Source organism: Streptomyces sp. B5E4, from assembly GCF_039871555.1.
Classification (GTDB): Bacteria; Actinomycetota; Actinomycetes; order Streptomycetales; family Streptomycetaceae; genus Streptomyces.
On record NZ_JBDPMI010000009.1, the window covers coordinates 215,519 to 241,761 of the forward strand.

Annotated in this window: 22 protein-coding genes; 8 read left to right on the top strand and 14 right to left on the bottom strand. The window is 72.8% G+C overall.

The genetic code is table 11. The features are described from left to right. Positions 1–2: 2 nt before the first annotated feature. On the top strand, positions 3–536 hold the full coding sequence (locus ABGA99_RS15235) for an N-acetyltransferase family protein (protein ID WP_347578405.1): 534 nt from the start codon (positions 3–5) through the stop codon (positions 534–536). Positions 537–601: 65 nt separating this feature from the next. Here the strand turns inward: ABGA99_RS15235 and ABGA99_RS15240 are convergent, their stop codons facing one another. Together ABGA99_RS15240 and ABGA99_RS15245 are read right to left on the bottom strand one after the other, a co-directional pair. Beyond that, entirely contained in the window at positions 602–1,312 is a 711-nt protein-coding gene (locus ABGA99_RS15240; RefSeq protein WP_347578406.1) for an anthrone oxygenase family protein, read from the bottom strand. Beyond that, complete coding sequence (locus ABGA99_RS15245) at positions 1,309–2,148, bottom strand: NmrA family transcriptional regulator (RefSeq protein ID WP_347582815.1); 840 nt, start codon at positions 2,146–2,148, stop codon at positions 1,309–1,311. Before ABGA99_RS15245 ends, ABGA99_RS15240 begins: the two co-directional genes overlap by 4 nt. 183 nt (positions 2,149–2,331) lie before the next feature. Between ABGA99_RS15245 and ABGA99_RS15250 the strand changes: the two genes are divergently transcribed. After that, a complete protein-coding gene (locus ABGA99_RS15250) occupies positions 2,332–3,246 on the top strand; it encodes a LysR family transcriptional regulator (protein WP_347578408.1) in 915 nt (304 codons plus the stop codon). 68 nt (positions 3,247–3,314) lie between these two features. Here ABGA99_RS15250 and ABGA99_RS15255 read toward each other — a convergent pair whose 3' ends face one another. Continuing rightward, the gene (locus tag ABGA99_RS15255) at positions 3,315–3,761 is read right to left on the bottom strand and encodes an ATP-binding protein (RefSeq protein ID WP_347578409.1); all 447 of its coding nucleotides are present in this window, start codon (positions 3,759–3,761) and stop codon (positions 3,315–3,317) included. Positions 3,762–4,020: 259 nt separating this feature from the next. On the opposite strand from ABGA99_RS15255, the gene ABGA99_RS15260 reads away from it, so the two are divergent. From ABGA99_RS15260 to ABGA99_RS15270, 3 genes are all read left to right on the top strand, one after another. Beyond that, the gene (locus ABGA99_RS15260; protein ID WP_347578410.1) at positions 4,021–4,914 is read left to right on the top strand and encodes a helix-turn-helix transcriptional regulator; all 894 of its coding nucleotides are present in this window, start codon (positions 4,021–4,023) and stop codon (positions 4,912–4,914) included. Positions 4,915–4,916: 2 nt separating this feature from the next. Next, complete coding sequence (locus ABGA99_RS15265) at positions 4,917–5,204, top strand: DUF397 domain-containing protein (protein ID WP_347578411.1); 288 nt, start codon at positions 4,917–4,919, stop codon at positions 5,202–5,204. Between the two features lie 85 nt (positions 5,205–5,289). Further along, complete coding sequence (locus ABGA99_RS15270; RefSeq protein WP_347582816.1) at positions 5,290–6,117, top strand: SAM-dependent methyltransferase; 828 nt, start codon at positions 5,290–5,292, stop codon at positions 6,115–6,117. Positions 6,118–6,164: 47 nt separating this feature from the next. On the opposite strand, the gene ABGA99_RS15275 is transcribed toward ABGA99_RS15270, so the two are convergent. The 9 genes from ABGA99_RS15275 to dxs form a co-directional block, all read right to left on the bottom strand. Next, entirely contained in the window at positions 6,165–8,366 is a 2,202-nt protein-coding gene (locus ABGA99_RS15275; RefSeq protein ID WP_347582817.1) for a bifunctional serine/threonine-protein kinase/ABC transporter substrate-binding protein, read from the bottom strand. 13 nt (positions 8,367–8,379) lie between these two features. Beyond that, a complete protein-coding gene (locus ABGA99_RS15280; RefSeq protein WP_347582818.1) occupies positions 8,380–10,491 on the bottom strand; it encodes a bifunctional serine/threonine-protein kinase/ABC transporter substrate-binding protein in 2,112 nt (703 codons plus the stop codon). Beyond that, positions 10,488–11,357 carry a hypothetical protein gene (locus ABGA99_RS15285; protein WP_347582819.1) on the bottom strand — a complete coding sequence of 290 codons (870 nt, stop codon included), beginning with the start codon at positions 11,355–11,357 and terminating at the stop codon, positions 10,488–10,490. The genes ABGA99_RS15280 and ABGA99_RS15285 overlap by 4 nt, the downstream gene beginning before the upstream one ends. Before the next feature lie 181 nt (positions 11,358–11,538). Further along, on the bottom strand, positions 11,539–13,845 hold the full coding sequence (locus tag ABGA99_RS15290) for a LuxR C-terminal-related transcriptional regulator (RefSeq protein ID WP_347578416.1): 2,307 nt from the start codon (positions 13,843–13,845) through the stop codon (positions 11,539–11,541). Positions 13,846–14,081: 236 nt separating this feature from the next. After that, the gene (locus ABGA99_RS15295; protein WP_347578417.1) at positions 14,082–15,080 is read right to left on the bottom strand and encodes a class I SAM-dependent methyltransferase; all 999 of its coding nucleotides are present in this window, start codon (positions 15,078–15,080) and stop codon (positions 14,082–14,084) included. Next, on the bottom strand, positions 15,077–16,285 hold the full coding sequence (locus tag ABGA99_RS15300; RefSeq protein ID WP_347578418.1) for a DegT/DnrJ/EryC1/StrS aminotransferase family protein: 1,209 nt from the start codon (positions 16,283–16,285) through the stop codon (positions 15,077–15,079). The genes ABGA99_RS15295 and ABGA99_RS15300 overlap by 4 nt, the downstream gene beginning before the upstream one ends. A 34-nt stretch (positions 16,286–16,319) precedes the next feature. After that, positions 16,320–16,832: a cupin domain-containing protein gene (locus ABGA99_RS15305; protein ID WP_347578419.1), complete on the bottom strand. Its 513-nt coding sequence runs from the start codon at positions 16,830–16,832 to the stop codon at positions 16,320–16,322. Positions 16,833–16,880: 48 nt separating this feature from the next. Next, a complete protein-coding gene (locus ABGA99_RS15310; protein ID WP_347578420.1) occupies positions 16,881–17,978 on the bottom strand; it encodes a type III polyketide synthase in 1,098 nt (365 codons plus the stop codon). A 403-nt stretch (positions 17,979–18,381) separates the two neighbouring features. Continuing rightward, positions 18,382–20,289, bottom strand: coding sequence for a 1-deoxy-D-xylulose-5-phosphate synthase (dxs, locus tag ABGA99_RS15315; RefSeq protein ID WP_347578421.1), 1,908 nt, complete (start codon positions 20,287–20,289; stop codon positions 18,382–18,384). A gap of 822 nt (positions 20,290–21,111) precedes the next feature. On the opposite strand from dxs, the gene ABGA99_RS15320 reads away from it, so the two are divergent. The 3 genes from ABGA99_RS15320 (at position 21,112) to ABGA99_RS15330 (ending at position 23,976) form a co-directional block, all read left to right on the top strand. Beyond that, positions 21,112–22,173: a 3-oxoacyl-[acyl-carrier-protein] synthase III C-terminal domain-containing protein gene (locus ABGA99_RS15320; RefSeq protein ID WP_347578422.1), complete on the top strand. Its 1,062-nt coding sequence runs from the start codon at positions 21,112–21,114 to the stop codon at positions 22,171–22,173. Between the two features lie 240 nt (positions 22,174–22,413). Then, a complete protein-coding gene (locus ABGA99_RS15325; protein ID WP_347578423.1) occupies positions 22,414–23,052 on the top strand; it encodes an LUD domain-containing protein in 639 nt (212 codons plus the stop codon). Positions 23,053–23,196: 144 nt separating this feature from the next. Further along, a complete protein-coding gene (locus ABGA99_RS15330) occupies positions 23,197–23,976 on the top strand; it encodes a glucose 1-dehydrogenase (protein WP_347578424.1) in 780 nt (259 codons plus the stop codon). A 127-nt stretch (positions 23,977–24,103) separates the two neighbouring features. On the opposite strand, the gene ABGA99_RS15335 is transcribed toward ABGA99_RS15330, so the two are convergent. Beyond that, positions 24,104–24,916 carry an LLM class F420-dependent oxidoreductase gene (locus ABGA99_RS15335; protein ID WP_347578425.1) on the bottom strand — a complete coding sequence of 271 codons (813 nt, stop codon included), beginning with the start codon at positions 24,914–24,916 and terminating at the stop codon, positions 24,104–24,106. A 16-nt stretch (positions 24,917–24,932) separates the two neighbouring features. Continuing rightward, positions 24,933–26,111, bottom strand: coding sequence for a cytochrome P450 (locus tag ABGA99_RS15340; RefSeq protein ID WP_347578426.1), 1,179 nt, complete (start codon positions 26,109–26,111; stop codon positions 24,933–24,935). Positions 26,112–26,243: the final 132 nt, after the last annotated feature.

Genomic DNA, 26,243 nt, shown 5'->3' on the forward strand with positions numbered 1-26,243 from the left:
ACGTGTCAACCTCCCCGTCGGCGGCCGTCATCCGCCCAGCTTCTCCCCAGGACATGGCGGCGATCGCCGAGATCTACGCGTACTACGTCACCGACACCGTGATCACCTTCGAGGAGACCCCGCCGCCGCCCGCGTACTGGCAGGAGCGGCTGCGCGACCTGGGGGACCGCGGCCTGCCGTTCCTCGTCGCCGAGGCGGCCGGAAGCCTCGCCGGTTACGCCTACGCCGCCCCCTGGCGCCCCAAGCCGGCCTACCGGCACACGGTCGAGAACTCCATCTATCTCGCGCCCGGCCGCACGGGACGGGGCATCGGGGGCACGCTGCTGGCGGAACTGGTCGACCGGTGCACGAAGACGGGCGTGCGGCAGATCATGGCGGTGATCGCGGACACCGGCGACGACACCTCGCCCGCTCTGCACAGGCGCTACGGGTTCACGCAGGTGGGCCGGCTGACGGAGGTGGGGTTCAAGCACGGGCGGTGGCTCGACACGATCCTCATGCAGCGCACCCTGCGCGGCGCGGAGCCGGCCGGGTAGCCCGTACGCCGACGACGTCGCCCGCCGCCCCACTCTGCGGGGCGGCGGGCGACGGGCAACCCGCATCAGCGATGCGCGGTCGGCGGGGATATCGCCGGTGCGGCCTGCGGGGGCCGGGCGGCCGGTTCCGCCCGGTACTGCCACCCCGGGCCCGGCCGTGCCTGCGGCGTACCCTGCGGCACGCCCTGCGGCGCAGGCGCGGACTGCCACCCCGGGACCGCCCCGGCCGGCGCCTGCCACCCCGGCGCGGCGCCCCGCGGCGCCTGCGCGTCGTCGGCCGACCGGTGCGCCCCGTACACGATCAGCGCCCAGGCCATCAGCCCGAACGCGACCGTGTGCAGCACCGCCCGGACGACGTTCCACGCCACCCACGTGCCCTCGAAGTCCGCCCGGACCGCGGCCAGATCCTTCACCCGGTCCGGGTCGCCGGCCTGTTCGAGCCGGTCGTTCAGCGGGACGTTCCCGGCGACGGTGACGCCGAACGCGACCACGTACACCACCAGCGCCGCGATCAGCCACGGCAGCGCCTCGCGGCCCTGGCCGCGCCATGCCAGCACGACGGCGAGGCCGAGCAGCGGGAGCGAGCCCATGAACGGGATCATGAACACCGGGTTGATGATCGCCTTGTTGATGCCCTGCATCGCCTCGACGAGGGTGCGGTCCGAGGACCGTCCCAGGCCCGGCATGACCGCGTACGCGAAGGCCGCGAAGAGGCCGGCCATGAGTCCCGTGGTGAGGAGGGTGGCGAGCAGGGTGGCTGTCTGCAGGTGTTTCATGAGGCGTTCTCCGGGTTCCAGACACCCGTGGCGGCCGTGGCGCGGGCGTAGTCGGTGAAGTCGCGGGCCGGGCGGCCGAGGATCTGCCGCACGCCGTCGTCGAGGTGGGCGTTGCGGCCGTCGAGGACGCTCGTGAAGAGGTACGTCAGCAGGTCGGTGACCTCCTGCGGGGCGCCCTCCGCGGCCAGTCCCGCCGTGAAGTCGGCCACCGGGACCGTGACGTAGCCCAGGTCCCGCCCGGTCGCCGCGGCGATCTCGGCGACGGCCTCGGCGAAGGTGAGCAGCCGGGGGCCGGTCAGCTCGTACGTGCGGCCGACGTGCCCGTCCTCGGTGAGGACGGCCGCCGCCGCGGCGGCGATGTCGTCGGCGTCCAGGAACGGCTCGCGGACGTCCCCCGCGGGCAGCGCCACCTCTCCGGCCAGGACGGGGTCGAGCAGGTAGCTCTCGCTGAAGTTCTGCGCGAACCACGCCGCCCGCAGCACGGTCAGGTCCGCGCCCGTCGCCGCCACCGCCTTCTCCGTGGCCGCGGCCTCCTCTTCGCCGCGCCCGGAGAGCAGCACCAGGCGCTGCGCGCCCCTGGCCACCGCCAGTTCGGCGAACGCGCCGACGGTCTCCGGCGCGCCGGGGACGGCGAGGTCCGGGTAGTAGGAGAGGTAGACCGAGCGCACGCCGTCGAGTGCGGGCCCCCAGGTCGCGCGGTCCTCCCAGTCGAACGGGACGCCGCCGGAGCGTGAGCCGATACGGACCGGCAGGTCGCGGCCGGTCAGCAGGTGGACGAGCCGGCCGCCGGTCTTGCCGGTGCCGCCCAGGACGAGGGTCAGGTCGTTGCGGTGCATGGGAAGTCCTCCCCGGATGCGGTACGTGGTCTCGGCGATGCGTTTTCCGCCACACCACGACCCTCCGCCACCACGGAGTCGACACCAATGAGCAACCGGGCACGTATCGTTAACCGGGGGTTGACGATCCCTGGATCACGCCTCTGACCAGGGGGATCGTGACCGTGGCCGAAAGGGGGCGCCATGGAGCGGCGCGAGATCGAGACGTTCCTCGCGCTGGCCGAGGAGCTGCATTTCGGCCGCACCGCCGAGCGGCTGCACGTGTCGGTCGCGATGGTGAGCAAGTCGGTGAAGAAGCTGGAGCGCGCCGTCGGGGCACCGCTGTTCGACCGGTCCAGCCGCCGGGTGGCGCTGACGCCCATCGGCCGCCGCCTCTACGACGACGTGCAGCCCGCGTACCGGCAGCTCCTCGACGGCTTCGCGCGCGCCGTGGCCGCGGGCCGCGGTGTGGAGGGGGTGCTGCGGGTGGGGTTCCTCGGGACCGCCGTGGCGCAGTTCGTGCTGCAGGTCGCCGAGGAGTTCCGCATCCGGCACCCGGACTGCCGGGTGGAGATCACCGAGGCGCGGTACGCGGACGTGGCCGGGCTGCTCGCCGGGGACGTCGTGGACGTGCTGCTGCTCGCGTCGCCGGTCTTCGACGCGGAGCTGACCGCGGGCCCGGTGCTGTTCAGCGAGCCCCCGGTGCTGGCCGTCTCCGCCCGGCATCCGTTCGCGCGCCGCGCGTCCGTCTCGCTGGAGGACCTGGCCCGCGACAAGGTGCTGCGCCCGCGCGCGATCCCCGACGAGATGGACGCGCTCTCCGTGCCGGCCGTCACCCCCGCGGGCCGGCCCATCGAGCGCGGTGACGACTTCGCGACGATCCAGGAGATGTTCGCGCTCGTCGGCGCCGGCCGCGGCGTCTTCCCCGTCCCGACGCACGCGAGCCTGTACGACGCGCGCCCCGACGTCGTCTACGTGCCGATGCCCGACGGGCTGCCGTACGAGTGGCGGCTGATGTGGCGCACCGCCGGGGAGACCAACCGGATCCGCGCCTTCGCCGCCGCGGCCGGCGACTTCGTCGCGGCGAACGGCAACCCGCTGCTGCCGGCCGACCGGTAGCGGCGGGGCTCAACCCTTTGCAGGCGCACACCCCGGGCGCAGCCGTACGCCGCGCGCGCCCCCTCGCCTCACCCCGGCCGCGGCACCCTGATCGTCGCCCACACCGCGAACCCCGCCCCCGAGGGCTCCGTCCCCCACGCCTCGCTCACCGCCGCCACCATCCCCAGCCCGCGCCCGCACTCGTCCTCGGGCCCCGCGACCGTGCGGATCGGGACCCCGTACGACCCGCCCTGGTCCCGCACCTCCAGCCGCACCCCCGGCGGCCGCAGCGCCAGCCGGCAGACGATCCTGCCGCCGCTCGCGTGCAGCACGGCGTTGGTCACCAGCTCGGAGATCACCAACTGCGCCGCGCCGCACACGTCGTCGCATAACCGCCAGCCGTGGAGCAGCCGCCTGACGTGCGCGCGCGCCTCGGCCGCCGCGGCGGCCCGCGCCACGAGCTCGAAGCTCTCGCCGTGCGCCGCGACGTCGAAGTCCGCCGTCGTGCCGAGCGCGGTGTGGGATGAGGAGGCCATGGGCCGGGTGCCTTCCGTACGTCCGTCGAGGGGGACACGGCGTCCGACCGCCCCGGAGCTTCGCACGTGGGTGGGCGTCGGCCGTGTGAACGGCGTCACCAGCCAACTATGCGGGGGCCGATCACAGATCGCAAGCGCCGTTTTGCAGACTGCACATCCGGGAATGCATAACGCTGCGAGCGATCCCAGCACGTGGCACACTGCGCACCGGCAAAGCCACCGACAACGCCCCGAGTTGGCCCCGGGAGGTGCAGACGGCATGGCGCGAGCGGGCGGCGAGGCGGGCACGGCTGCCATATCCGGCCAGTCCGCCCCCACGGCCGGCCGGCTCGTGCTGGGCCGCCGCCTGCAGAACCTGCGCGAGAGCGCCGGGTTCACCCCCGAGCAGGCCGCCAAGGCGCTGCGCGTCAACGCGACCAGCGTCCGGCGCATGGAGAAGGCCGAAGTCGGCCTCAAGTACGCCTCCGTGGAGAAGCTGCTGCGTACCTACGGGCTGCCGCAGGAAGACATCGAGTCCTTCCTCGAACTCGTCGAGGAGGCCAACAAGCCCGGGTGGTGGCAACGGTTCCGCGACGTCCTGCCGGAGCAGTTCGGCCTGTACGTGAGCCTGGAGTCGGCCGCGACCCTCATCCGCGCGTACGAGCCCCACTGCGTGCCCGGGCTGCTGCAGACGGAGGACTACGCACGCGCCCTGCTCTCCGCGGGCAACCTGCCGCTGGCCGCCGACGAACGCGAGCGCCGCGTCACCCTGCGCATGGCGCGCCAGGGACTGCTCATACGCGAGCCGAAGCCGCTGCGGCTGTGGGCCGTCGTCGACGAGGGGGCCCTGCGCCGTGCCGTGGGCGGGCCGCAGACGATGCGCGAGCAGCTCGACCGGCTGGTGGAGACCGCCCGGAAGCCGAACGTCACCCTCCAGGTGCTCCCGTTCGACACCGGCCCGCACCCGGCCATGTACGGCCCGCTGCACCTGCTGCGCTTCCCCGCTGCCGAGCTGGGCGACTTCGGCTACAGCGAGAGCCTGACCGGCCCCGCCTACGTGGAGGACACCGCGCTGGTCTCCCAGTGCCTGGAGGCCCTCAACCGGATATCCACCCAGGCACCGCCGGCACATCAGACCGAGAACATCATCGCCAACATCCGGAAGGAAATCTGACGATGGCGCACACCGACGGCACGAACGACGGCGGCCACACCGGCGCACCGGGCGGGGGGCAGGTGTACAACGGCATGCCCGCCCGCGAGCTGGGCACGGACGGCTGGGGCAAGCCCTGGAGCGGTCCCAACGGCGACGCCTGCGTCGAGGCGAAACGGCTCGCGGACGGCCGCGTGGCGCTGCGGCAGAGCACCGCCGACGACGGCCCCGCGCTGATCTACACCGCCGACGAGATGCGCGCGTTCATCGACGGCATCAAGAACGGGGACGCGGACTTCCTGCTCTCCTGAGCGGGCACCCCGGCCGCCGCCCCCGCGCGTTCCGTACGCCGCCCCCCACCGCCGAGCGCCGGCATGACCGAAACGGACCGACCAGGTGACCGACGCGACCGCCGACCCCACCCGTATCGACCGGACCCGGGCGCACCCCGCCCGTATCTACGACTACATCCTGGGTGGGCACGACAACTACGAGGTGGACCACACCGCCGCCCGGCAGGTGCTCTCCGTCTGGCCCCAGGCCCGTACCGCCGCCCGCGTCAACCGCGCGTTCATGCGCCGCGCCACCCGCTGGCTGACCGCCGAGGCGGGCATCGACCAGTTCCTCGACATCGGCACGGGCATACCCACGGAACCGAACCTCCACCAGGTCGCGCAGGACGCCAACCCGGCCGCCCGGGTCGTCTACACCGACAACGACCCGCTGGTGCTGCGCTACGCCGAGGCCCTGATGACCAGCACACCGCAGGGCCGCACCGCCTATCTGCACGCGGACGTCACCGCGCCGCACACGATCCTGGAAGCGGCCGAGTTACGGGGCACGCTGGACCTCGACCGGCCGGTCGCACTCTCCTGCAACGCGCTCTTCCACTTCATCCCGGACCGCGACGGCCCCCACGAGATCATGCAGACGCTGCTCAAGCCGCTGGCCCCGGGCAGCTTCCTGGCCCTGTCGCACGGCACCCCCGACTTCGACCCCGAACACATCGGGTACGTACAGGAGATCTACCACCGGCAGGGCATCCCGCTGACCACGCGCGCGAAGGACGCGATAGAACCGTTCTTCGCCGGACTGGAGCCGGTCACGCCGGGTCTGGTCGCACCGCACCGCTGGAAGCCGGACGGGGATCCCCTGACCGACGCCGAGGCGACGGCGCTGGACGCGGAGGTCTCCCAGTACGCGGCGGTGGCACGGAAGGTGTAGGGCCCCGGGGGACGGGGGTTGCCGGGGGCGGCGGGTGCGGCGGGCCCTCAGGCCCGCCGCACCTCGTCGTACGGGCCGAGGAAGGCGAACGTGTCGCCGCGGGCCTGGTAGAGGAAGAGGGATTCCCCCAGCTCCAGTTGATGCGTCTGGTCCCGCGCGAAGGTCAGATCCTTGGCCACCCCGCGGTACGTCTCCCCCCGGAACAGTTCCTGCACGAGGGCCCCGCGATCGACGGTCTCGTCCGTCGCCGTCCTCTTGAGCCGGGCGATCGCCGCGGCGATCAGGCCCACCGCGTCGTACGCCTCGGGGGCCCAGCGCGGCGGCGCCGCGTCGTACGTGCCCCGGTAGGCGGCGGCGAACTCCCGTGGTGCGGCGGGGTCGCTGAACGGGGCGGCGCACAGCCAGCCTCCGGCCGTGATGCCGGCCGCCTTGAGGAAAGCCGGAGTCATCGTGCGCCAGGTGCCGCCGCGCGGGCCGGCGAAGTCCGCGACGGCCAGCGCGCGGGCGCACTGCGCGGCGCGGTCCGGGGACTCGCCGGCGTAGATCACCGCCTCGGCGCGCTGGGCGAGAGCGGCTGCGACGGCGGCGGTGATGCCGTCATCCGTGTCGTGCACGGTGACGATGCCGTCGTTGGGCGGGTTGTCGTCCAGGGCAAGGGTGAAGTCCCAGGCTTCGCGGCCCTCGTCGCGGACGACGGCGGTGCGGTGGACGGGGCGTTCGTCGCTCAGGTAGTGGAGGAACGGGGCGGCCAGCAGCTCCTCGGGTGCCCGGGTGACGCACAGGGTGTCCGCGGTGCCCGCGGCGGGCTGCGGGACGCCGGCACCGTCGATGTTGACGAGCACGGCACCGAGCCGGGCAGTGCGGTACACCCCCGCGGCGGCCCGGGCGCCGGTGGCGGTGGTCGGTCCGAGGACGGCCCGTACGGCGGCGTCGTCCGCGAACCGCCGGGCGGCGCGCGCGGCGCCCGCGCGGGTGCCGCCGTCGTCGGCGACGTCCAGCGCGAGGCGGAAGCCGGCGTCGTCGCGGGCGTTGTGCCGGTCGACTGCCAGCCGCGCGGCGCGCTCATGGGCGCGGCCCGTGTCCTTCCCGGGCCCGCTGAGGTCGGCGTGCAGCCCGAGGGTGTGCACGGGAGGGGAGCTCGCACCCGAAGTCCCGCCCCGGCCGAGCCCGTACGCGAGCAGCCCGCCCCCGGCGGCGGCGACCCCCGCCACCCCGACGGCCAGGAACCGCCGCCGGGCGGGGGGCCCGGACGGCGGGGAGTCGGAGGGAGCGTCGTCACGGCGGGGGGCAGGAATGTCGAGCGCCCGGGCGGACCGCTCGGCAACGATCCGCACCACGGCAGGCGGCAGCCAACTCGCCGGATCCACCACGGTGTCCGCGCCACCTGCGGCGGCCGCGGGCGCGCCGTCCCCCGTCCCCGACGCCCGGTCCGGCTCCTGCCCCGCCGACTCCAGGGCCGCCGCAAGTTCCGTCGCCGTCGGGCGGTCCTCCGGGGGCTTCCGCAAGCACCGTTCCACCCACCCCCGCAGCGCCCCCTCCGGCACCCCGGACAGGTCCGGGGCCTCGTGGACCGTGCGGAAGATCACCGCCGCCGGGTTGCCCGTGCCGAAGGGGCGGAGGGCCGAGGCCGCGTAGGCCAGGACGCACCCGAGGGCGAAGACGTCCGCCGGCGGGCCCACTTCGCCCGAGCCGGTGCCGGCCTGCTCCGGGGCGAGGTAGCCCGGGGAGCCGATCACCACGTCGCTCGCGGTCAGCGCCGTGGCCCCCGACGCACGCGCGATGCCGAAGTCGATGAGCCGGGGGCCGTCCAGCGTCAACAGGACGTTGCCGGGCTTGACGTCGCGGTGGACGAGGCCCGCGCGGTGGACGTCCGCGAGCGTACGGGCCAGGTACGCGCCGAGCCGCAGGACCGCCGGCTGCGGCCACGGCCCGTGCCCGTCCACCGTCTCCGTCAGCGTCGGACCCGGCACGAACTCCGTGGCCAGCCACGGCTCCCGGGCCTCCGCGTCCGCCGCGACGACCGGCACCAGCCAGCGGCCCCGCAGCCGGCCCGCCGCCGTCACCTCGCGGCGGAAGCGGGCGCGGAAGTCCGGGTCGGCCGCGTGCTCCGCGCGGATCACCTTCAGCGCGACCAGCGCACCCCCCGGCGTCCGGGCGAGGTAGACCACGCCCATGCCGCCGGCGCCGAGCCGCGCCAGCAGCCGGTGGCCGCCGATGGCCCCGGGGTCGTCGGGGGTCAGCGCGCGCACGGCACGGTCCCTCTCACTCGCCCACGTCGGCGGGGCCGGCGTAGTCGAAGCGGCCGTACCGGACGCGGTAGTGGAACATCTCGACGCCCTGCAGATAGCCGTCCTGGAACGCGTACTCCCTGACCATCCCGCGGTACGTGCCCTTGGCCAGCAGCTCGAAGAGCTTCGCCCGCCCGGGCCGCCGGCCGCCCCGGACCGCCTCGGTGAGCCGGTCGAGCACCATCCGCGACACGTCGTACGCCTCGGCCGCCCAGCGCCCGGGAGCGTGCCCGTAGCGTTTGCGGAACGCCGCGGCGAACTCCGCGACCTGCTTCGCCTTCGGGTCGACGTAGGGCGCGAAGACCTCCCAGCCCTCCGCCGCCGGGCCCGCCCGCGCCGTGAACTCCGGCCCCGCGGCGGGGTAGCCGAGGATCCGTACGCCCGTGAAGTCCCGCGCCAGCAGCGCCCGCGCGAGGTCCGCGCCGCGCCGCGGGGAGCCCGCGTAGTAGACGGCGTCCGGCTCCCGGTCCAGCACGTCCGCGAGCACCCCGGCGGGCGAGGCCGCGCTCCGCGGCACCACCCGCGGGTGCACCTCGATCTCCACCAGCCCGAGGGTCTTGTACGCCAGATGGCCTTCCTCCCAGGCGAACTCCCCCGCTGCCCGGTCGATCACCATGCCGGCCCGGCGCACGCCCGCGGCCTGGAGCATCAGCGCGGCGGGCAGGCTGGTGGTGCCGTAGGTCGGCACGGTCTGCAGGAGGGAGCGGCGGGAGGCGGTGCCGTACGCGCCGAGCGCGGAGGAGACCGTGAGCTGCGGGATGCGCCGCTCGTCGTACGGGCCGAGGGCCGCCCCGGTGGTCTTGTCGCCCGTGGATCCGACGACGGCCAGCACGTCACGGTCGGCCGCGAGCCGGCGCGCGGCGCGCTCGGCCTCGGCGGGATCGCCGCGGTCGTCGGCGACGGCGACGGCCAGCTCGAAGGGGCGGCGTGCCCGGGCGTTGAACTGCTCGACGGCCAGCCGTACGCCGCGCTCCTGCGCCCGCCCCGCCGCCCGCTGCGGCCCGCTCAGGTCGGCCTGGACGCCGAGGGTCCACCGGCGCGCGGCGGGGCCGGATCCCCCGTCGTCCCGCAGGCCGGCCCAGAGCGCCGCGCCCCCGCCCGCCGCGAGCAGCGCGGCGCCGCCGGCGCCGAGGGCGAGGAAGCGGCGGCGGCCGGTGGCGCGGCCCGGTTCGGGCGCCGTGGCCGCCGTGGCGTCGATGTCGGGCAGCGCCAGCATCGCGGCGGAGTGGTCGGCGATCAGCCGTACGACCTCGTCCGGAAGCCACTCCGCGGTGCCCTCGGGCGCGTCTTCGACCAGGGCCTCGTCGAGTTCGGTGGCCGTCGGGCGGGCGGCGGGGTCCTTGGCGAGGCAGCGGACCAGCACGTCCCGTACGCCGTCGGGGACGCCGGTCAGGTCCGGCTCGTCGTGCACCGTGCGGTACAGCAGCGCGTCCACGGCGCCGGTGCCGAACGGCGGGCGTCCGGTGACCGCGTAGGCCAGCACGCAGCCCAGCGCGAACACGTCCGCCGCCGGGCCGACTTCCCGGCCCTGCGCCTGCTCGGGCGCGAGGAACCCGGGGGTGCCGACGACGGCGTCCGGCGAGGTGAGCGCGGTCTCCTCCGGGGAGCGGGCGATGCCGAAGTCGATGAGCCGCGGGCCGTCCACGGCGAGCAGCACGTTGCCGGGCTTGACGTCCCGGTGGACGAGCCCGGCCGCGTGCACGGCGGCGAGCGCCCGGGCGAGGATCTTGCCGAGGATCCGCGTGCCGCGCTCCGGCAGCGGGCCGCAGCGGGCGACGGCCTCCGCGAGCGCGGGACCCAGCACGAACGCCGTGGCCAGCCAGGGGGCTTCGGCGTCCGGATCGGCGCCGGTGACCGGCACGGCCCACGGGCTGCGCACCCGCCGGGCGGCGGCGACCTCGCGGCGGAACCGGGCGCGGAAGTCCTCCTGATCGGCGTACTCCGGGCGGATCACCTTGACGGCCGCCAGCTCGCCGTTCTGGGCGCGGCCGAGGTAGACGACCCCCATGCCGCCGGCGCCGAGCCGGGCGAGGAGGCGGTAGCCGCCGATCCGTACCGGATCCGAGGGTGTGAGCTGCTCCGTCACCGGCCGTTCCCCTCCGCGCCGTTGCTCTGCCCGCTCGGGTCCTGCCCGCCGTCGTCCTCCGCGCGCTCGCCCTCCGCGGATCCGTCGCGCCCGAGCGCCCCCTTCACCCGCTGGAGCATCCGGACCCCCGCCTCCCGCCCGATGTCCTGCGCCTCCGTCATGTCGTATCCGCGCCCGGCCCGTACCGAGACCGAGACGGTCACCTGGCCGAGCCGCATCTGCATCCAGGCGTACGGGGTCGCCGCCGCGCCCGCGCCGCGGTAGTCGCCGCTCTCGCGCAGCACGTCGTCGGCGTAGAGGTTCGCCGAGTCGCCGTAGTAGGAGGCGGAGGAGATCAGGTCCGTGAGCCGTTCGCCGGCGCCGAGTTGCTGCTCGGGGCAGCGGAGCATCTCCTCCAGCATCCCGGCGTTCTCCCAGTCGGCCTCCTCGGCGGTGCGGTGCACCGTGACCACGGCGACCAGGCGGGCCGCGCCCTTCCCCGCCGCGGCCGGGACCTCGAAGTGCCGCGAGAGCGTGGCGAGTACGTCGCCGGGCAGCGGCTCCTGCCGCCAGACGCAGTCCTCGCCGAGGACCGACCAGCGGCCGGGGTCGCTCTCGTACGGCGTGGCCGCGACCGCCCCGGGGCCGAAGAGCGCGGGGTCGGCGATGACGTCGTCGATCAGCGTCCGGGCGGCGGCGCGGTCCCGCGGCGCCTTCGCCGGGTCGGCGTCCAGCGCGGAGGTCGGCGCCGGGCTTGCGCCGCTCCGCGCACCGGAGGCGCGGGACCCGTCGCCGGCGGGCTTCCCGTCGTCGCCCGTGCAGCCCGCGAGGGCGAGCACCGCGGCGAGCAGCGCGGATCCGGCAACCCCCGTGGGCCGTCGTCGCACGAGTCTTCCCCACCCCTGACGTGACGCAGCTCTCCCCGTCCCCCGGAACGGATCGTACGGGCGGGCTCGACACGGTGTCAGCACGAGTGTGTACGGATCGCGTAACACCCTGTGAACGGACGGGAGTCGGAGAGGGGGCGGGCGGAAGGCGGGGTGCGGGACCCGCCTTCCGCCGCCGGCCTCAGCCGGTCGCGAGCCGGCGGGTCACCTGGACCCGGGACTGGCAGCCGAGCTTGCGCATCACCTTGCGCAGGTGGTTCACGACCGTCCACTCGGCGATGCCGAGCCGGCGGGCGATGACCCGGTTCGTCAGTCCCTCGGACACCAGCAGCGCGACCTCCAGCTCCCGCTTGGTGAGGATGTCGGCCACGTCGGTGGGCACGTCGTCCCCGGCCGCCGGCCGCGCGTCCGCGGCGGGCATCAGCCGCAGCGCGGCCTCCCAGGTCAGCTCGGCGCCGGAGCGCCACGCCCACATGTAGTCCTCAGCCGTCAGCTCCTGGCTGGCGGTGGCAAGGATCGCCGTGGTCAGGTCGGTCAGCAGCCGGGGACGGGGGTGTCCCAGGCGCCGGCGCAGCAGGTTGGCCAGGCCTAGCGTCGCCGTGAGCAGCCGCCAGTCGGTGATCCGGCGCCACTTGTACAGCGTGATCGCCAGCATCTCCAGGCACTCGGGCTGCTCCGCCGCGTCCGCCAGCCCGCCGAGCTGCTCGGCGGCGTCGGCGAACAGGGCCCGCGCCTCCGCCGAGTCCTGCGCCAGCAGCCGCACGGAGGCGAGGACGTAGCGGGCGGTGACCGCGCCGCCGAAGTCCTCGCGCCCCAGCTCCGCCGCCAGGGCGGTACGGGCCAGCTCGTCGGCGCGGGCCAGGTTGCCCGCGTCGCGCGCCACCACGGCGAGCCGCCGGCTCAGATAGCGGCCGACGCCGATCGCGGCGTCACCGGTGACCCCCGCGCGGGCGGGAGAGGCCAGGACGGCCAGCCCCTCCTCGAACCGGCGGCGGGCGCGGTCCAGGTCCCCGGCGGCGTACGCCTCGTCGCCGAGCAGCCCGAGGCAGCGCACCAGGCCGACGTCGCAGTGCACGGCGCGGTAGGCGTCGCGGGCCTGGGCGAGATAGCCCCGGGCGGCGCCGGAGCCGAGCCGCATCGCCAGCCCGCCGGCGGCCTCCAGCGTACGGGCGTGCAGCCGCGCGTCCTCGACGCCGGCCCGCAACGCCTCCTCGGTCAGCCGCAGGCACTGCCGGGTCTGGGCCGCGCCGGTGGACTGCTCGCGCAGCGCGCCGGCGATGAGGGCCATGAACCGGCCGTCGCGGGCCTCCCGCCAGTAGCCGAACGCCGCGAGCAGGTCCGCCCGGGTCTCCGGGCCGGGCGCGGAGCGCGGACCGGCGGCCTGGGCGCCGTGCTCGGACGGTGGCGTGGGATGGGGCGTGGCGAGCGCGAGGAAGTACTCGCCATGCGCCTTGCGCAGGGTCTCGTGGACGGGCAGCAGGGCCAGCGAACGGGCCGCGGCGTGCCGTACGGAGCTGGGGATGCTCAGGCTCAGCTCGCCGTCGGGCCGGTCTTCGGGGATGAGCACGCTGGCGTCGATGAGCCGTTCGAGAGTCCGGTAGCCCGAGGCGTCGAAGCCGGTGAGCACACCGGCCGCGGCGCGGGTGGTGAACGGGCCCTCGAAGATCGCCAGTTGGTTGAGCAGCATCCGCTCCTCGGCGGGCAGCCGGGCGAACACCCAGGAGACCATGCCGGAGATGCTGGAGTGCCGCGAGTACGGGTGCTGGTCGATGCGCCGCAGGTCGCCGGTGCCGCGCTCGAAGCGCTCCAGGATCAGGTCGGGTTCGGAGAACTTGACCTGCTCGGCGGCCAGCTCGATGGCGAACGGCAGCCCGCCGACGAGCCGGCAGAGGGCCAGTACGTAGCGGAAGTTCTCCGCGGTCAGCTTGAACTCGGGCCGTACCGCCCGCGCGTACTGTACGAACAGCTCCACGGCCGGAATGCGCGAGACCGCCGGAAGGTCGGCCTCGACACCGTGCCCGGTCGGGAGCGGCCCCAGCCGTACGACCCGCTCGCCGTACAGCCCGAGGCGGGCCGTGCCGACCGTGACCACCCGTACCTGCGGGCAGGTCCGGCGGAACTCCGTGAGCAGTGGCGCCAGTTCATCGGCGACATCCTCGTAGTGGTCGAACAGCACGGTGTGCGGCCCGGGTCCGAGTCCCTCCAGGGCCGACTGGACGGCGGCGGGGCCCTCGTGGAGCTGCTCCTTGAGCCGGCGCAGCATCAGCGCGCCCATGGCGGGGTCCGTGATCCGGCTGAAGTCGAACACCTCGACGGTGCCGCCGGGACCCGGCCCGAAACGGCGGAAGTACTCCATGACGAGCCGGCTCTTGCCCACCCCGGCCGGTCCGGTGACGGTCACCAGACCGGCGTCGGGCGCGGAGAGCACGGTGGCGAGCCGGTCGAGGTCGCGGGTGCGGCCGACCAGCGGCGTGGGTGTGTCACCCATGTATCCGGCGGGGCTGGTCGCCCGACCGGCTAACAGGTCTGCGGGACCCCACACGTCCTCGTGCTCCTTGGCCGCGACCACGGCGCCCGCGTTCACGGCGCCGCTTCGCGGGGGGTACCGGAAGCGACCGCCGACCGCGTACCCGTCGAGGCGACCGCCCACTTGCCATCAGGGCTCACTGCATTCCCTCCGCCGAAACCTGTTCCGCTCCCCCGTGCCACGGTCGGCTCGCCCCTCTACCTGGCGAAGATCAATGTGGCGGGTGAGGGCGTGGGCTGGAACGTGATCTCCTCGAACTCGGACTTGATCAGCCACTCGTGGTAGTCCGCCCGTCGCCAGGTGCTGCCGTGTCTGCTCTTCAGCAGCATCTCCGAGGCGAACTGCAGGGCGTACTTCGGGCCGCTCCGGTCGTCGTCCACGACGTAGTCGGAGACGACCAGCGTGCCGCCGGGCTTCAGGGCGGCCCTGATCTTCGCGAAGAGGGCCATGTTGTCCTGCGGCCCTTCCTGGCGGGCGATGTTGGAGTACACCACGTAGTCGTACGCGGCCGTGCCGAACCCGGTGGTGTGGAAGTCGCCGTCGATGTAGTCGACGCGGTCGCCCACCCCGCGCTCGGCGAGCAGCCGGCGCGCGATGGCGTTGATCGGCGCCCAGTCGAGCTGGGTGGCACGCGCGGCGGGGTTGAGCTCCAGCCAGGTGCCGCAGTAGATGCCCGAGCCGCCGCCGATGTCGAGGATCGAGACCTCCCCGGCATCGGCGATCCCGAGGGCGTCGGCGGCGATGTCGACCGCCGGCACCGACGACGCGGCCAGCGCCGTGACCAGCGCCTCCCAGTGCGGGTTGTCGACGACCTCGACCACCGAGGTGGACAGCGGACCGCCGGCGCGTACCACCTCGGGCAGGTCCGTGAGGGAGCCCATGTGGCCCATCTTGAACTGGGCGAAGCTCGTCAGGCTGGTCGGCAGGTGGTCCACCAGGTAGGTGGCCGCCTCTTCGGTGTTGTGGTAGTCACCGCCGCGCCGCTCGACCAGGTCCATGCTGACCAGTCCGTCGAGCAGGGCCTGCGTGCCGCGGACGGACAGCCCGGCGCGGCCGGCGAGGGCATCGACGGTCCGCGCACCGTCCTCGATGTGCGTGAACAGCGCGTACTTCGCCGCGGTCCCCACGATGCCGGTGGCCCAGTAGCCCGTGATGAGCCGCAGCACCCGATCGGACGTGGGACGGCCGTCGCTCATGCCGCTCCTCCCTTGTTGGCCTGCTGGACAGGAGACGTGGTGCGGGGCGCGGCGGACCCCTCGTAGTGCCGCGACGAGCTGGTGTTGTTGCGCAGCGCCGGGCGCAGCGCCTCGATGACCCGCTCGGCCTGCTGGACGGACAGCTCGGCGTGCATCGGGATGGCGAGCTGGCGCTGGGAGAGGTCCGCCGAGACGGGGCAGGTCTGGTCGGTGTCGTACGCGGGCTGCAGGTGGCTGGCCCAGGTGCCGTGGCCGCAGCCGATGCCCTGGGCGCGCAGGTCGGCGGCGACGCCGGCGCGATCGACGCCGGGGTCGAGCGTCAGCAGGTACGACTGCCAGGCGTGGGTGCGGTCCGCGGGCACGAACGGGACGGTGACGAGCTCTTCGTCCTTGAGGAGTTCGCCGTAGCGGGCCGCCACCTGGTTGCGGCGGTCGAGCAGTTCCTCGATCCGGCCGAGCTGCACCTGGAGGATCGCGGCGGAGATGTCGGACAGTTTGTAGTTGTAACCGATGTCGGTGAAGATCGGGATCGGCAGGCCGATGACCCGGGCCTTGTCGAAGATGCTCCCGATGCCGAACGACGAGCGCAATCGCACATCCGCGCCGATCGCCGGGTCCTCGGCGAGCAGCGCGCCGCCCTCGCCGCAGGTGATCCCCTTGCGCCCGTGGAAGGACAGGCAGGCCACCGGTGCCAGCGAGCCGGCCGGGCGGCCCTGGTACGTGGCGCCGATGGCGCACGCCGCGTCCTCGATGAGGAACAGCTTGTGGCGGTCGGCGAGTTGCCGCAGCTCGGCGTAGTCGGCGGGCAGTCCGACGGTGTCCACGGCGATGATGCCGACGGTGCGCGGGCCGATGAGGTCGGCGACCGCCTGCGGGTCGACGGTGCCGGTGTCGGCCCGTACGTCCGCGAACCTGGGGGTGGCGCCGACGTAGTGCACCGCGTGGGCCGGCGCCGGGAAGGTGTAGTCGGCGACGATCACCTCGGCGCCGGGCTCCACCTTCAGCGCGAGCAGGGCGAGGTGCAGCGCGGCGGCGCAACTGCTCAGCGCGACGGCGTCGGCGACGCTGTAGCGGCGGGCCAGCTCGGCTTCGAGGGCCTTGCCCCGCGGGCCCTGGCCGGCCGTCCAGTCGGAGTCGAACACCTCCTCGACGGCTGCCAGCTCCTGCATGCCCAAACTCGCGTGAACCAATGGAATGCTGTCCATCGTGCCCTCTCGGGTGGTGCTGGTAGGAGACCGGTTACCCGTAGCGAAGCGGCGTGATCTGTTTGACGTCGTAGCGGTCCCGCAGGAGCTGCACCGCGCCGGGGTCCACGGTCTTGCCGCTGGAGAAGATCTCGCAGATCTCCTCGAAGTAGCGCTCGTGGTCGGGCGGCGGGGAGCTCTGGAAGAGCATGCGCGTCGGGGTGCTCGTGGGGTTGCGGAAGGCGTGCGGGGTGCCGCTGTCCACGAACATGCAGCTTCCGGGCCCGGCCCGCAGCGGCTTGCCGCCCTCCGGGGACTCCCAGTTGTGCCAGGTGTCCTCGGTGCGCGCGACGGGCTCGAAGGCGAACAGCTCCAGCTCGCCTTCGAGGACGTAGAAGAACTCCTTGGCGTCCTCGTGCACGTGCGCGCCGACGTCGAAGCCGGGGGGGACGATGACCTCGAAGGTCGAGGCGAAGCCGTTGTCCGCGCCGGTGACCTTGAAGGTCACCTCCTGCGCCTTCGTGATGAGCTTCCGTCCCTGACCGGGGGGGACGACCAGGCTGGTCATGCGATCTTCCCTTCGTGGTGTGTGACGGGGCGCGCGGCGTGCGCCGGCTCAGCCGACGGCGGCGGCGACGGGGGTACCGGCCGCCTGCTGCTGCGGGCCCTCGCCGACCCAGCTCCCCACCGACATCTCGGCGGTGATCCCGGGGCCGAAGCCCGCGATCATGCCGCTGGCGCCGGGCAGGACCGTGTTCTCCTCGAAGAGGCGGCGCAGCGCCTCCAGCACGACGGCGCTGGCGATGTTCCCGTAGTCGGTCAGGGTCGACCAGCTGTGCCGGAACATGTGCCGGTCGGTGTTGAGGAACTTGCTCAGGTCGTCCAGGATCCGGGGCCCGCCGGCGTGGATGATGTAGAAGTCCAGGTTCTCGACGTCCCAGCCGTGGTTCGTGGCCAGTTGGCGCAGCACGGGCGCCAGCGGCTCCATCGTGCCGGGGACCCGGCGGTCGAGCTGGAAGTGGAAGCCGGTGGAGCGGACCGCGTAGGAGATCCACTCCTCGGTGTCCGGGATGAGGTACGAGGCGTTGCGCTCCAGCGTCACGCCCGTGCCCCCGCGGCCGCGGACGACAGCGGCGGCGACCGCGTCGCCGAAGAGGCCGTCGGAGAGCAGCGAGCCGATGCCGTCGTCCTCCGGCTGGTAGCACAGCGAGCACAGCTCGGCGGAGACGATGAGGACGTTGCTGCCCGGGTACGCGCGGCAGAAGTCGTGGGCGCGGTTGATGGCGGCGCCGCCCGCGGCGCAGCCGAGCTGCGCGATGGGTATCTGCCGGGTGTCGGCGCGGAAGCCCATCTTGTTGATGAGCCACGCGGTCAGCGACGGCATGAGGAAGCCGGTGCAGGACACGTAGATGATCGCGTCGATGTCCTTGGCGGTCATGTCCGCGTTCGCCAGAGCCTCTTCGATGACCGGCGGGGTCATCCTCTTCGACTCGACCTCGTAGACCCGGTTACGCTCTTCGAGACCGGGATGGTCGAGGGTCTTCTCGATGGGCTGAACGATGTGCCTTTTCCGAACCCCGGTCTTCTGGATGAGTCGAAGCGCCAACGGAAGCTGCGGCTTTCCCGAGTGCACCTTCTTGGCGAATTCCAGGGTCTCTTCCATGGTGATGACGTATTCCGGCACGCTCACCGCTGGCTTGCAAAGAGTCGACATGCCTGGCATCCACCTTCTGTAGGTAGAGACTTCCCCGAAGTTTCCTGTCGCGCCCACTCGGGGTTACAGCAAATTCGGCCGTGCACCGTCGTTATAGCGGCGGTGCACAAGCGCTATATATCTTTGCTCATTTCGCTTGCGATCGGCTTGGTGGCGACTTGGCAACCCCATTGCAATGCCCGCCGATCATGCGGGGGTGCAGGTCACGCCCGCACGGCGCCCTCCGAGGGGCGTACGGCCGGCCGCGCCGCCCGGACGGGGGCTGGCGGGGACGCCGGCGGCCGGCTCACCGCCGGCGCCGCCGAGTCTCCTCGCACAGGGCGCTGTTGCGCAAGTTGCGTACGACACGGAAGGGCCGGTGCGCCCCGGGAAGGGGGACACCGGCCCTCGTCGTCGGCGGTGTTCAGCGCGAGCCGACGACCTCGCTGCGGCGGCCGGAGACCGCCTCGGTGACGGAACGGGCGATGTGCTGGCCGGTGAGCCCGGCCTGTTCGAGGATGCCGCCGCGGCTGTTGTGGTCCAGGAACTCCTGGGGCAGGCCGAAGCTCGTCACCGGGGTGGCGACGCCCGCGTCGCGCAGGTCGCGGCAGACGGCGTCGCCGAAGCCGCCGGAGATGCCGTTGTCCTCGACGGTGACGACGAGCCGTACGTCGCGGGCCGCGGCGGCCAGCGCCGGGTCGACCGGCTTGACCCACCGCGGGTCGACGGCCAGCGCGCCGATGCCCTGGTCCGCGAGCCGGGCCGCGGCGTCCGCGCACACCCCGGCCATCACGCCGGCGCCGACGAGCAGCACGTCGGTGGCGGTGCCCTCCTCGGGGCGGGCCACGATGTCCATGCCGCCGAGCTTGCCCAGACCCGGGACCTCCTCGCCGGCCGGCGCCTTCGGCCAGCGCAGCAACGTCGGTCCTGTGGAGTCGTCCAGCGCCTCGGTCAGCAGCTCCGACAGCCGCTTGGCGTCGCGCGGGGCGGCGACGCGCATACCCGGGATCATCTGGCTGATCGAGCCGTCCCACATGCCGTTGTGGCTGGCGCCGTCGGGGCCGGTGACACCGGCGCGGTCCAGCACGAAGGTGACCGGCAGCTTGTGCAGGGCCACGTCCATCAGCATCTGGTCGAACGCGCGGTTGAGGAACGTCGAGTAGAGCGCCACCACCGGATGCAGCCCGCCCATCGCCAGCCCGGCCGCCATGGTGACGGCGTGCTGCTCGGCGATGCCGACGTCGAAGACCCGGTCCGGGTGCGCCTTGGCGAACGGCGCGAGCCCGGTGGGGTGCAGCATCGCCGCGGTGATCGCCACCACGTCCTCGCGCTTGCCGCCGATCTTCAGGATCTCGTCGGCGAACACGTGCGACCAGGTCCGCGCGGCCTTCTTCACCGGTGCGCCGGTCAGCGGGTCGGTGTTGGCCCCGACCTGGTGCAGGTGGTCCTCGTCGTTGTTCTCCGCGGGCGCGTAGCCGTGGCCCTTGCGGGTCAGCACGTGCACGATCACCGGGCCGCCGAAGTCCTTGGCGTGGGCGAGCGCCAGCTCAAGACCGGCCTGGTCGTGGCCGTCGATGGGACCGACGTACTTCAGGCCCAGGTCCTCGAACATCACCTGCGGCTGCAGAACGTCCTTCAGACCCTTCTTGATCCCGTGCAGCGTCTCGTAAAGGGGGGCGCCAACCAGGGGGGTCTTGGGCAGCGTCGACTTGATGGAAGCGAGCACGTTCTCGTACTTCTGCGACGTCCGCACCTGCGCGAGGTGCGTGGCGATGGCGCCGTGCGTCGGCGAGTACGAACGTCCGTTGTCGTTGACGATGATCACGACACGGTTCGACTTGGCCGCGGCGATGTTGTTCAGCGCCTCCCAGGCCATCCCGCCGGTCAGCGCCCCGTCGCCGATGACGGCGGCCACGGTCCGGTCGTCCTCGCCGCGCAGCTTGAACGCCTTGCCCAGCCCGTCGGCGTACGACAGGGAGGTCGAGGCGTGCGAGTTCTCCACGTGGTCGTGGGGCGACTCGGCCTGGCACGGGTAACCGGACATGCCGCCCGGCTGCCGCAAGGTGGCGAACTCTTCCTGCCGGCCCGTCAGCAGCTTGTGCACGTACGACTGGTGGCCGGTGTCGAAGATGAGCGGATCGCGCGGGGAGTCGAACACGCGGTGCATGGCGATGGTGAGTTCCACCACTCCGAGGTTCGGACCCAGGTGGCCACTGTTCGCCGACACCGTGGAGATCAATCGGTCCCTGATCTCCGCGGCCAGACCGGTGAGCTCATTCGGCCCAAGGTCCTTGAGATCCTGAGGACCACGGAGCGAATCTAGAAGTGTCATGGAACAACACTCGGGGCGCGAACCGAATTCAGCAAGGAGTCCCGCGAGGCAACATGTTGCCGGTGGCCCGGTATGGCAGACTCTTGTCATTTTTGCGGGCGTTTGATCGATCGGACCGGGTGCCCGCGACCGCCAAGCCGCCACCAACTCGCGGCACAGTCCTGCCCAAGGACCGCCCCCATACTCAAGACTGTGGAGCGGTGCGGCGAGGCAATAAAAAAAGTAACGCGGGAGCGCTCGTCCGCCGCTCCACTATTCACTTTCCCGTACGTACCGGCGAGGGCCACCGGACGTCGAGTACCGCGACGCCGGGCGGGAAGCCCACGCCCCCGCCGATGAGGAGAACGACGTCTCCGCTGTTGCGGCGGTCCCTCCGCCACGAGGTGTTCGAGGGCGCTGAACCGGTCGCCGGGGCGGTTATGGCCCGTCGCCGCGAAGTAGTCGCACGTGGTGCGGGAAACGGGAATCCTCAGCATGTCGGGGCGCCGCTGCGGAAAAGTCCTCCCGGCCGCCGGCACCACCACGCGGGCCACGTCGTCCACGCCGGCGCCGGCCGACGCCGGGGACGAGTCGACCGCGGACATCAGACCGGCTTCCTGGCGCGCGTGCACCCCGGCGGAGGGCCGCCGCAGCGGCCGGACCCCGGCGCGGCACCACACCTCACATTGCACCCGCGAGCCTTGTCGTACAGGTACACGGACGCATCACAAAGCGGCCAGGAAGCCACGTGATCCATGAAACCGGCGCCCCGTCCCCCTGCATCGCGCCGGCCGGCCTCGCCTGCTCGACACACCTGTCAGAGACATTCAGCCAGGAGCGCTCATGACGACCCAGGATTCGGCGACGACTCCGTTCCCGACCTCGACCCCCAGCGCTCTCGACTTCACGTCGGGGGACGCGCTCTACATCGCATCGGCGGCGGCCGAAGCCCTGCCCACCCTGCCCCTGACGGACGCCGTCCGTGAGGGACTGATCTCCGAGGCGGACGCCAAGATCACCGGATACCGCTGCGTCACCATCGCCGAGGATTCGCGCACCGTCGTCGACGTGGGGGCCGCCGCCGCCCGGTCGGCCATCGCCCGGGCCGGCGTGCCGGCCACCGGCATCCGCAACGTGCTGCTCGCCAGCGTGTTCCCCCTCGCGTACCCGCCCATCTACAACGTGCCCGCGGCGATCTCCGAGGCCGTCGGGGTCCCCAGCGCCTTCATCGCCCAGATATCCAACGCGTCCTGTACCGCCGGTCTCGACGCCCTCATCCTCGCCGCGCACCGCCTGCTGCTCACGGGCGACCCCACCGCCCTCGTCGTCGCGGCCGACCTCTGGCGCATGCCCCACATCGACCGCTTCAACGTCGAACAGGGCTACATACTCTCCGACGGCGGCACCGCCGTCGTCCTCAGCCGCGAGGCCGGGTACGCACAGCTGATCGCCTCGGCGACCCTCACCGATCCCGCGCTGAGCGGGCTGCACAGCCACGTGCCCTCGGACCGGACGCCCGTCGACGTCACCGCGCGCGCTCGCGCGTTCCTCAAGACCCGGATGGGCACCGAGGTGGTGCTTCCCCGCCGCCGGGCGGGTCTGGACGCCACGATCGATGCCTGCCTCGCCCAGGCGGGCATCGGTCTCGCCGACGTCGACCACGTGGTCGTCCCGGCGATCGGGGAGCCCTTCCTGAAGCGCAACTACGTGGACCCGCTGGACATCCCCGTCTCTCGCACCACGTGGGACTACACCGAGGTGACCGGCCACATCGGCGCCGCCGACCAGTTCGGCGCCCTCGCCCACCTCGTGGACCGGGGCCGCTGCCGCAGCGGCGATGTCATTCTCATGATCGCCGAGGGGGCTGGATTCCAGTGGAGCGTCATGCTCCTCAAGGTCCAGTAGGTCCTGCCGCCGGGCGACGCCACCGGCGCACGGGATCCGTACTCCGCCGGCGACGGCTCCGGCGCACACCGCCTCACATTTCGGCCAGTTGCCTTGTCGTAGGGGATGGGACGACGAACACGTCGTCCGGCGGCAGGAAGCCCGGGTGCCCCACGACGCGAGGCTCCGTCCCACGCGATCACGTGTGGACGGCACCGCCTGCTCGCCGCATACCGCTTACACGACCCACAGGAGATACCCATGACGGCCTCGGTTCCGGCACCGTCGTTCACCGAGCCGGCGTCCGCGGAGCGCCTGGAGAATGTGGCCGGCGCGCTGAAGGGCAACGGATTCGACGCTGAGATCCTCGACGACGCCGCCGCCGCGCGGGCCCGTGTCAAAGAACTGGTTCCCGAGGGCGCCACCGTGTTCACGGGGGCCAGCGAGACGCTGCGTCTGTCCGGGATCGACGAGGACATCAACAAGAGCGGGCGATACGACGCCGTCAGGCCCCGCACCCTGGCCATGGACCGCAAGGCCCAGAGGAAGGACATCCGGCGGCTGCTCGGCCACCACGACGTCATCCTGGGCAGCGTCAACGCGGTCACCGAAACCGGCTCCCTCGTGATCGGCTCGGCCAGCGGAAGCCAGCTCACCGGCTACACCGGCGGCTCCGACCACGCCATCTGGGTCGTCGGCGCGCAGAAGGTGGTGCCCGACCTGGGCACCGCGATGCAGCGCCTCGAAACCCACTGCCTCCAGCTGGAGGACGAGCGCGCCATGAAGGCGTACGGGATGGGCAGTGAGATCAACCGCGTTCTCATCCTCAGTGCCATCAACCCGGCGCACTTCCCCGGGCGCGGCACCGTCCTGCTGCTCCGCGAAGCCATCGGTTTCTGACACCGCGGCTTCGACGGCCCCGAAGAGACCACCTGACATCACGTCGGCCCCGGCCGGTTGCGCGGCAGCCGCCGGGCGGCCGGCGTTCTTCCCCCGACAATCCACCGGAACCGGAACAGACCGAGCGCACCAGGAGGAACAACCGTGTCTGCCCTGCAGGACAAGGTAGTGATCGTGACAGGCGGCGCCGGCGGGCTGGGCGCGGCGACCGCCGCCCGTATGGCCCGGGACGGGGCCAAGGTGGTGCTCACCGGCCAGAACGCCGAGCGGGGCGAAAAGGCCGCCGCCGAGGTCGGAGGTGTGTTCCTCCGTCACGACGTGACCAGCGAGGACGACTGGAAGGCCGTGGTGGAGGAGACGGTCGCGCGCTACGGCCGGCTGGACGGCCTGGTCAACAACGCCGGGGTCAGCTCCTGGTCGCTGATCGAGGACGAGACCCTGGAGAAGTTCGAACAGGTCCTGAAGGTCAACCTGACCGGGGTGTTCCTCGGGGTGAAGACGGTCGTCGCGCCGATGCGCGCCGCCGGCGGTGGCTCGATCGTCAACATCGGCTCCGCCACGGGTCTGACCGGCCACCCCCTGACCTCGGGATACGGAGCGTCCAAGTGGGGCGCCCGCGGCCTCACCAAGATGGCGGCGGTGGAACTCGGCCGCTACCGGATACGGGTGAACTCCGTCCATCCCGGCCTGGTCTACACCCCGATGACCGCGGCCAACGGTGCGAAGCCCGGGGAGGGCAACTTCCCGCTGGCCCCGATGAACAGGCTCGGGCTGCCGGAGGAGATCGCCGAGGCGGCGTCCTTCCTGATCTCCGACGCGGCGTCGTACATGACCGGCACGGACGTCACCGTCGACGGCGGCTGGTCGGCCGGCGAGACCCCGCTGATGAAGCACGCCCCCGACCCCGGTGACACCGCCTCCTGATCCACCGCCTGCCCGCCCCCGCGCCCGCACGGCCGCAGCTCTGCGGCCGGTCCCGCGATGCGGGGCGGCGATGCGGTTCCGGCCGTTCGTGCCCCCCGGCCCCTCAGGGCCGGGGGGCACCCGGCTGTCAGCCGAGCAACCCGGCCATCCCGTCGAGGCGGCGCAGGGTCTCGTCACGCGGCCCGGCCGGCAGGTTGAACGTGATCTCGTCCACGCCCGCCTCCGTCAGGTCCGCGACGGCCTCCGGTTCGGGCGGGGCCGCGTGCACCACGACCGGCACCCGCCGTCCGGCGCGCTCCCGCAGCTCGGCGATGGCGGGGGCGAGCGCCTTGGGGCTCGCGGCGAACGGGAACCAGCCGTCGCCGTACTCGATGACCCGGTCGAACGTCCCCGGCCCCCAGCCGCCGACCAGCACGGGGATCGGGTGCAGCGGCTTCGGCCAGGAGTACGCCGGCGGGAAGTCGACGTACTTGCCGTGGAACTCGGCCTGCTCGCGGGTCCACAGCTCCTTCATCGCCAGGACCCGTTCGCGCATCAGAGCGAACCGGGTGCGCGGGTCGGTGCCGTGATCGCGCATCTCCTCGCGGTTCCAGCCGGCGCCGATACCGAGGACGGCGCGGCCGCCGGAGACCTGGTCCAGCGAGGCCATCTCCTTGGCGAAGATGATCGGATCGCGCTGCGGGATCAGCGCGATGCCGGTCCCGAGCTGCAGCCGTTCGGTGGCGACGGCGGCGGCGGTGAGCGTCACGATCGGGTCGAACGTGCGGAAGTAGACCTGGGGCAGCTCGCCTCCGCCGGGAAACGGCGTCTCCCGTCCGGCCGGGATGTGGCTGTGCTCGGTCACGAACAGCGAGTCGAACCCGCGCTCCTCCAGCGCCGCTCCGAGCGCGTCGGGTGCGATCCCCTCAGCGGTGACGAACGTCGATATGCCGAATTTCATGGGTGGTCCTCACCGGTCAGCGGAGCTTGATCGTGGTGGGCAGCGAGGAGAAGCCCCGGATGTTGGTGGTCCCGACGCGGGTCGCCCCGTCCGGGTCGATCTCGTACTCGCTGATACGCGTGGCCAGTTCGTCCAGCACGATCCGGCCCTCCAGCCGGGCCAGCGGAGCGCCGATGCAGAAGTGCGGGCCGCCGCCGAAGCTGATCACGCGGTGGGTCTCGCGCCCGAGGTGGAAGCTCTCGGCGTCCGGGAAGACCTCGGGGTCGCGGTTGGCGGCCGCGATCAGCAGCAGGACCCGCGCGCCCTTGGGCATCGGGACGCCGCGCAGGGTCCGGTCCTCGGTGAGGGTACGGAGGATGTACTGGACGGGTGAGTCGTAGCGCAGGGTCTCCTCGACCCATTCGTTGATCCCGCCGTCGAAGGCACGGGCGCGCTGCTCCGGGTTGCGCCACGCCCAGTACCAGGCGTTGCCCAGCATCCGCAGGCTCGTCTCGTAGCCCGCCGTGACCAGCAGTCCCAGCAGGGCGATGATCTGATCGTCCCTCAGCGGCTCGCCGTCGACCTTCGCCTCCACCAGCGAGGTCAGCAGGTCCGTGCTCGGCTCGCGACGCCGTTCGGCGACCCAGCGCATGAAGTAGCCCGCCAGCTCGCCCATCGCCTGGGCGTTCTCGGGCGTCATGTCCCGGGCGCCCAGCGGGCGGTGGAACGCGAGGTTGATCAGGCGGCGCGCCTCCGCCCGGTCCTCGTCCGGGACTCCGATCAGCTCCGATATGACGTCCATGGGGACCGTGGCCGCCACGTCGGTGATGAAGTCGAACGACTCGCGCTCCAGCGCCGGTTCGAGGTGGGTGCGCACGATGTCGCGGATCTTCGGCTCCAGCCCCTTCATGTTCCGGGGACTGAACACCCCGGACACCAGGCCCCGGGTCTTGGTGTGCGTGGGCGGGTCCATGGCGCTGAACGACATCATCTTGTGCGCATCGGGTCCGAAGATGGCGTCGTCCAGCACGGGGCCGTTGGCGCTGGAGTACCCCGCCGAGTCACGCAGCGCGGCGTCGACGTCCGCGTGCCGTGTCAGGGCCCAGATGTCCAGTTCTTCGTTGTGGTAGACGGGCGCCGTCTCCCGAAGCTGTGCGTACAGCGGATAGGGGTCGACGTTGAGCTGCTCGTCGTAGGGGTTGTACTCCACTGCCATCCTCTAGCCTCCACCGTGGTGATCGGTACGTGAGTCCTGCGCTGGCGTTCACCAGGTCCGGATCGGCCGGAACCCGAACGAGCAGGCGGTGCCGGCCGACGCGCCGGCGCGGGAAGGGGCGTCGGGTCGTGA

What these genes read in the sequence shown, in the direction of transcription:
- ABGA99_RS15335 (WP_347578425.1), bottom strand. Translation starts at nt 24,916, where the DNA reads ATGAAATTCGGCATATCGACGTTCGTCACCGCTGAGGGGATCGCACCC.
- ABGA99_RS15320 (WP_347578422.1), top strand. Translation starts at nt 21,112, where the DNA reads ATGACGACCCAGGATTCGGCGACGACTCCGTTCCCGACCTCGACCCCC.
- ABGA99_RS15300 (WP_347578418.1), bottom strand. Translation starts at nt 16,285, where the DNA reads ATGGACAGCATTCCATTGGTTCACGCGAGTTTGGGCATGCAGGAGCTG.
- ABGA99_RS15290 (WP_347578416.1), bottom strand. Translation starts at nt 13,845, where the DNA reads ATGGGTGACACACCCACGCCGCTGGTCGGCCGCACCCGCGACCTCGAC.
- ABGA99_RS15305 (WP_347578419.1), bottom strand. Translation starts at nt 16,832, where the DNA reads ATGACCAGCCTGGTCGTCCCCCCCGGTCAGGGACGGAAGCTCATCACG.
- ABGA99_RS15260 (WP_347578410.1), top strand. Translation starts at nt 4,021, where the DNA reads ATGGCGCGAGCGGGCGGCGAGGCGGGCACGGCTGCCATATCCGGCCAG.
- ABGA99_RS15255 (WP_347578409.1), bottom strand. Translation starts at nt 3,761, where the DNA reads ATGGCCTCCTCATCCCACACCGCGCTCGGCACGACGGCGGACTTCGAC.
- ABGA99_RS15340 (WP_347578426.1), bottom strand. Translation starts at nt 26,111, where the DNA reads ATGGCAGTGGAGTACAACCCCTACGACGAGCAGCTCAACGTCGACCCC.
- ABGA99_RS15310 (WP_347578420.1), bottom strand. Translation starts at nt 17,978, where the DNA reads ATGTCGACTCTTTGCAAGCCAGCGGTGAGCGTGCCGGAATACGTCATC.
- ABGA99_RS15245 (WP_347582815.1), bottom strand. Translation starts at nt 2,148, where the DNA reads ATGCACCGCAACGACCTGACCCTCGTCCTGGGCGGCACCGGCAAGACC.
- ABGA99_RS15325 (WP_347578423.1), top strand. Translation starts at nt 22,414, where the DNA reads ATGACGGCCTCGGTTCCGGCACCGTCGTTCACCGAGCCGGCGTCCGCG.
- ABGA99_RS15265 (WP_347578411.1), top strand. Translation starts at nt 4,917, where the DNA reads ATGGCGCACACCGACGGCACGAACGACGGCGGCCACACCGGCGCACCG.
- ABGA99_RS15295 (WP_347578417.1), bottom strand. Translation starts at nt 15,080, where the DNA reads ATGAGCGACGGCCGTCCCACGTCCGATCGGGTGCTGCGGCTCATCACG.
- ABGA99_RS15250 (WP_347578408.1), top strand. Translation starts at nt 2,332, where the DNA reads ATGGAGCGGCGCGAGATCGAGACGTTCCTCGCGCTGGCCGAGGAGCTG.
- dxs (WP_347578421.1), bottom strand. Translation starts at nt 20,289, where the DNA reads ATGACACTTCTAGATTCGCTCCGTGGTCCTCAGGATCTCAAGGACCTT.
- ABGA99_RS15240 (WP_347578406.1), bottom strand. Translation starts at nt 1,312, where the DNA reads ATGAAACACCTGCAGACAGCCACCCTGCTCGCCACCCTCCTCACCACG.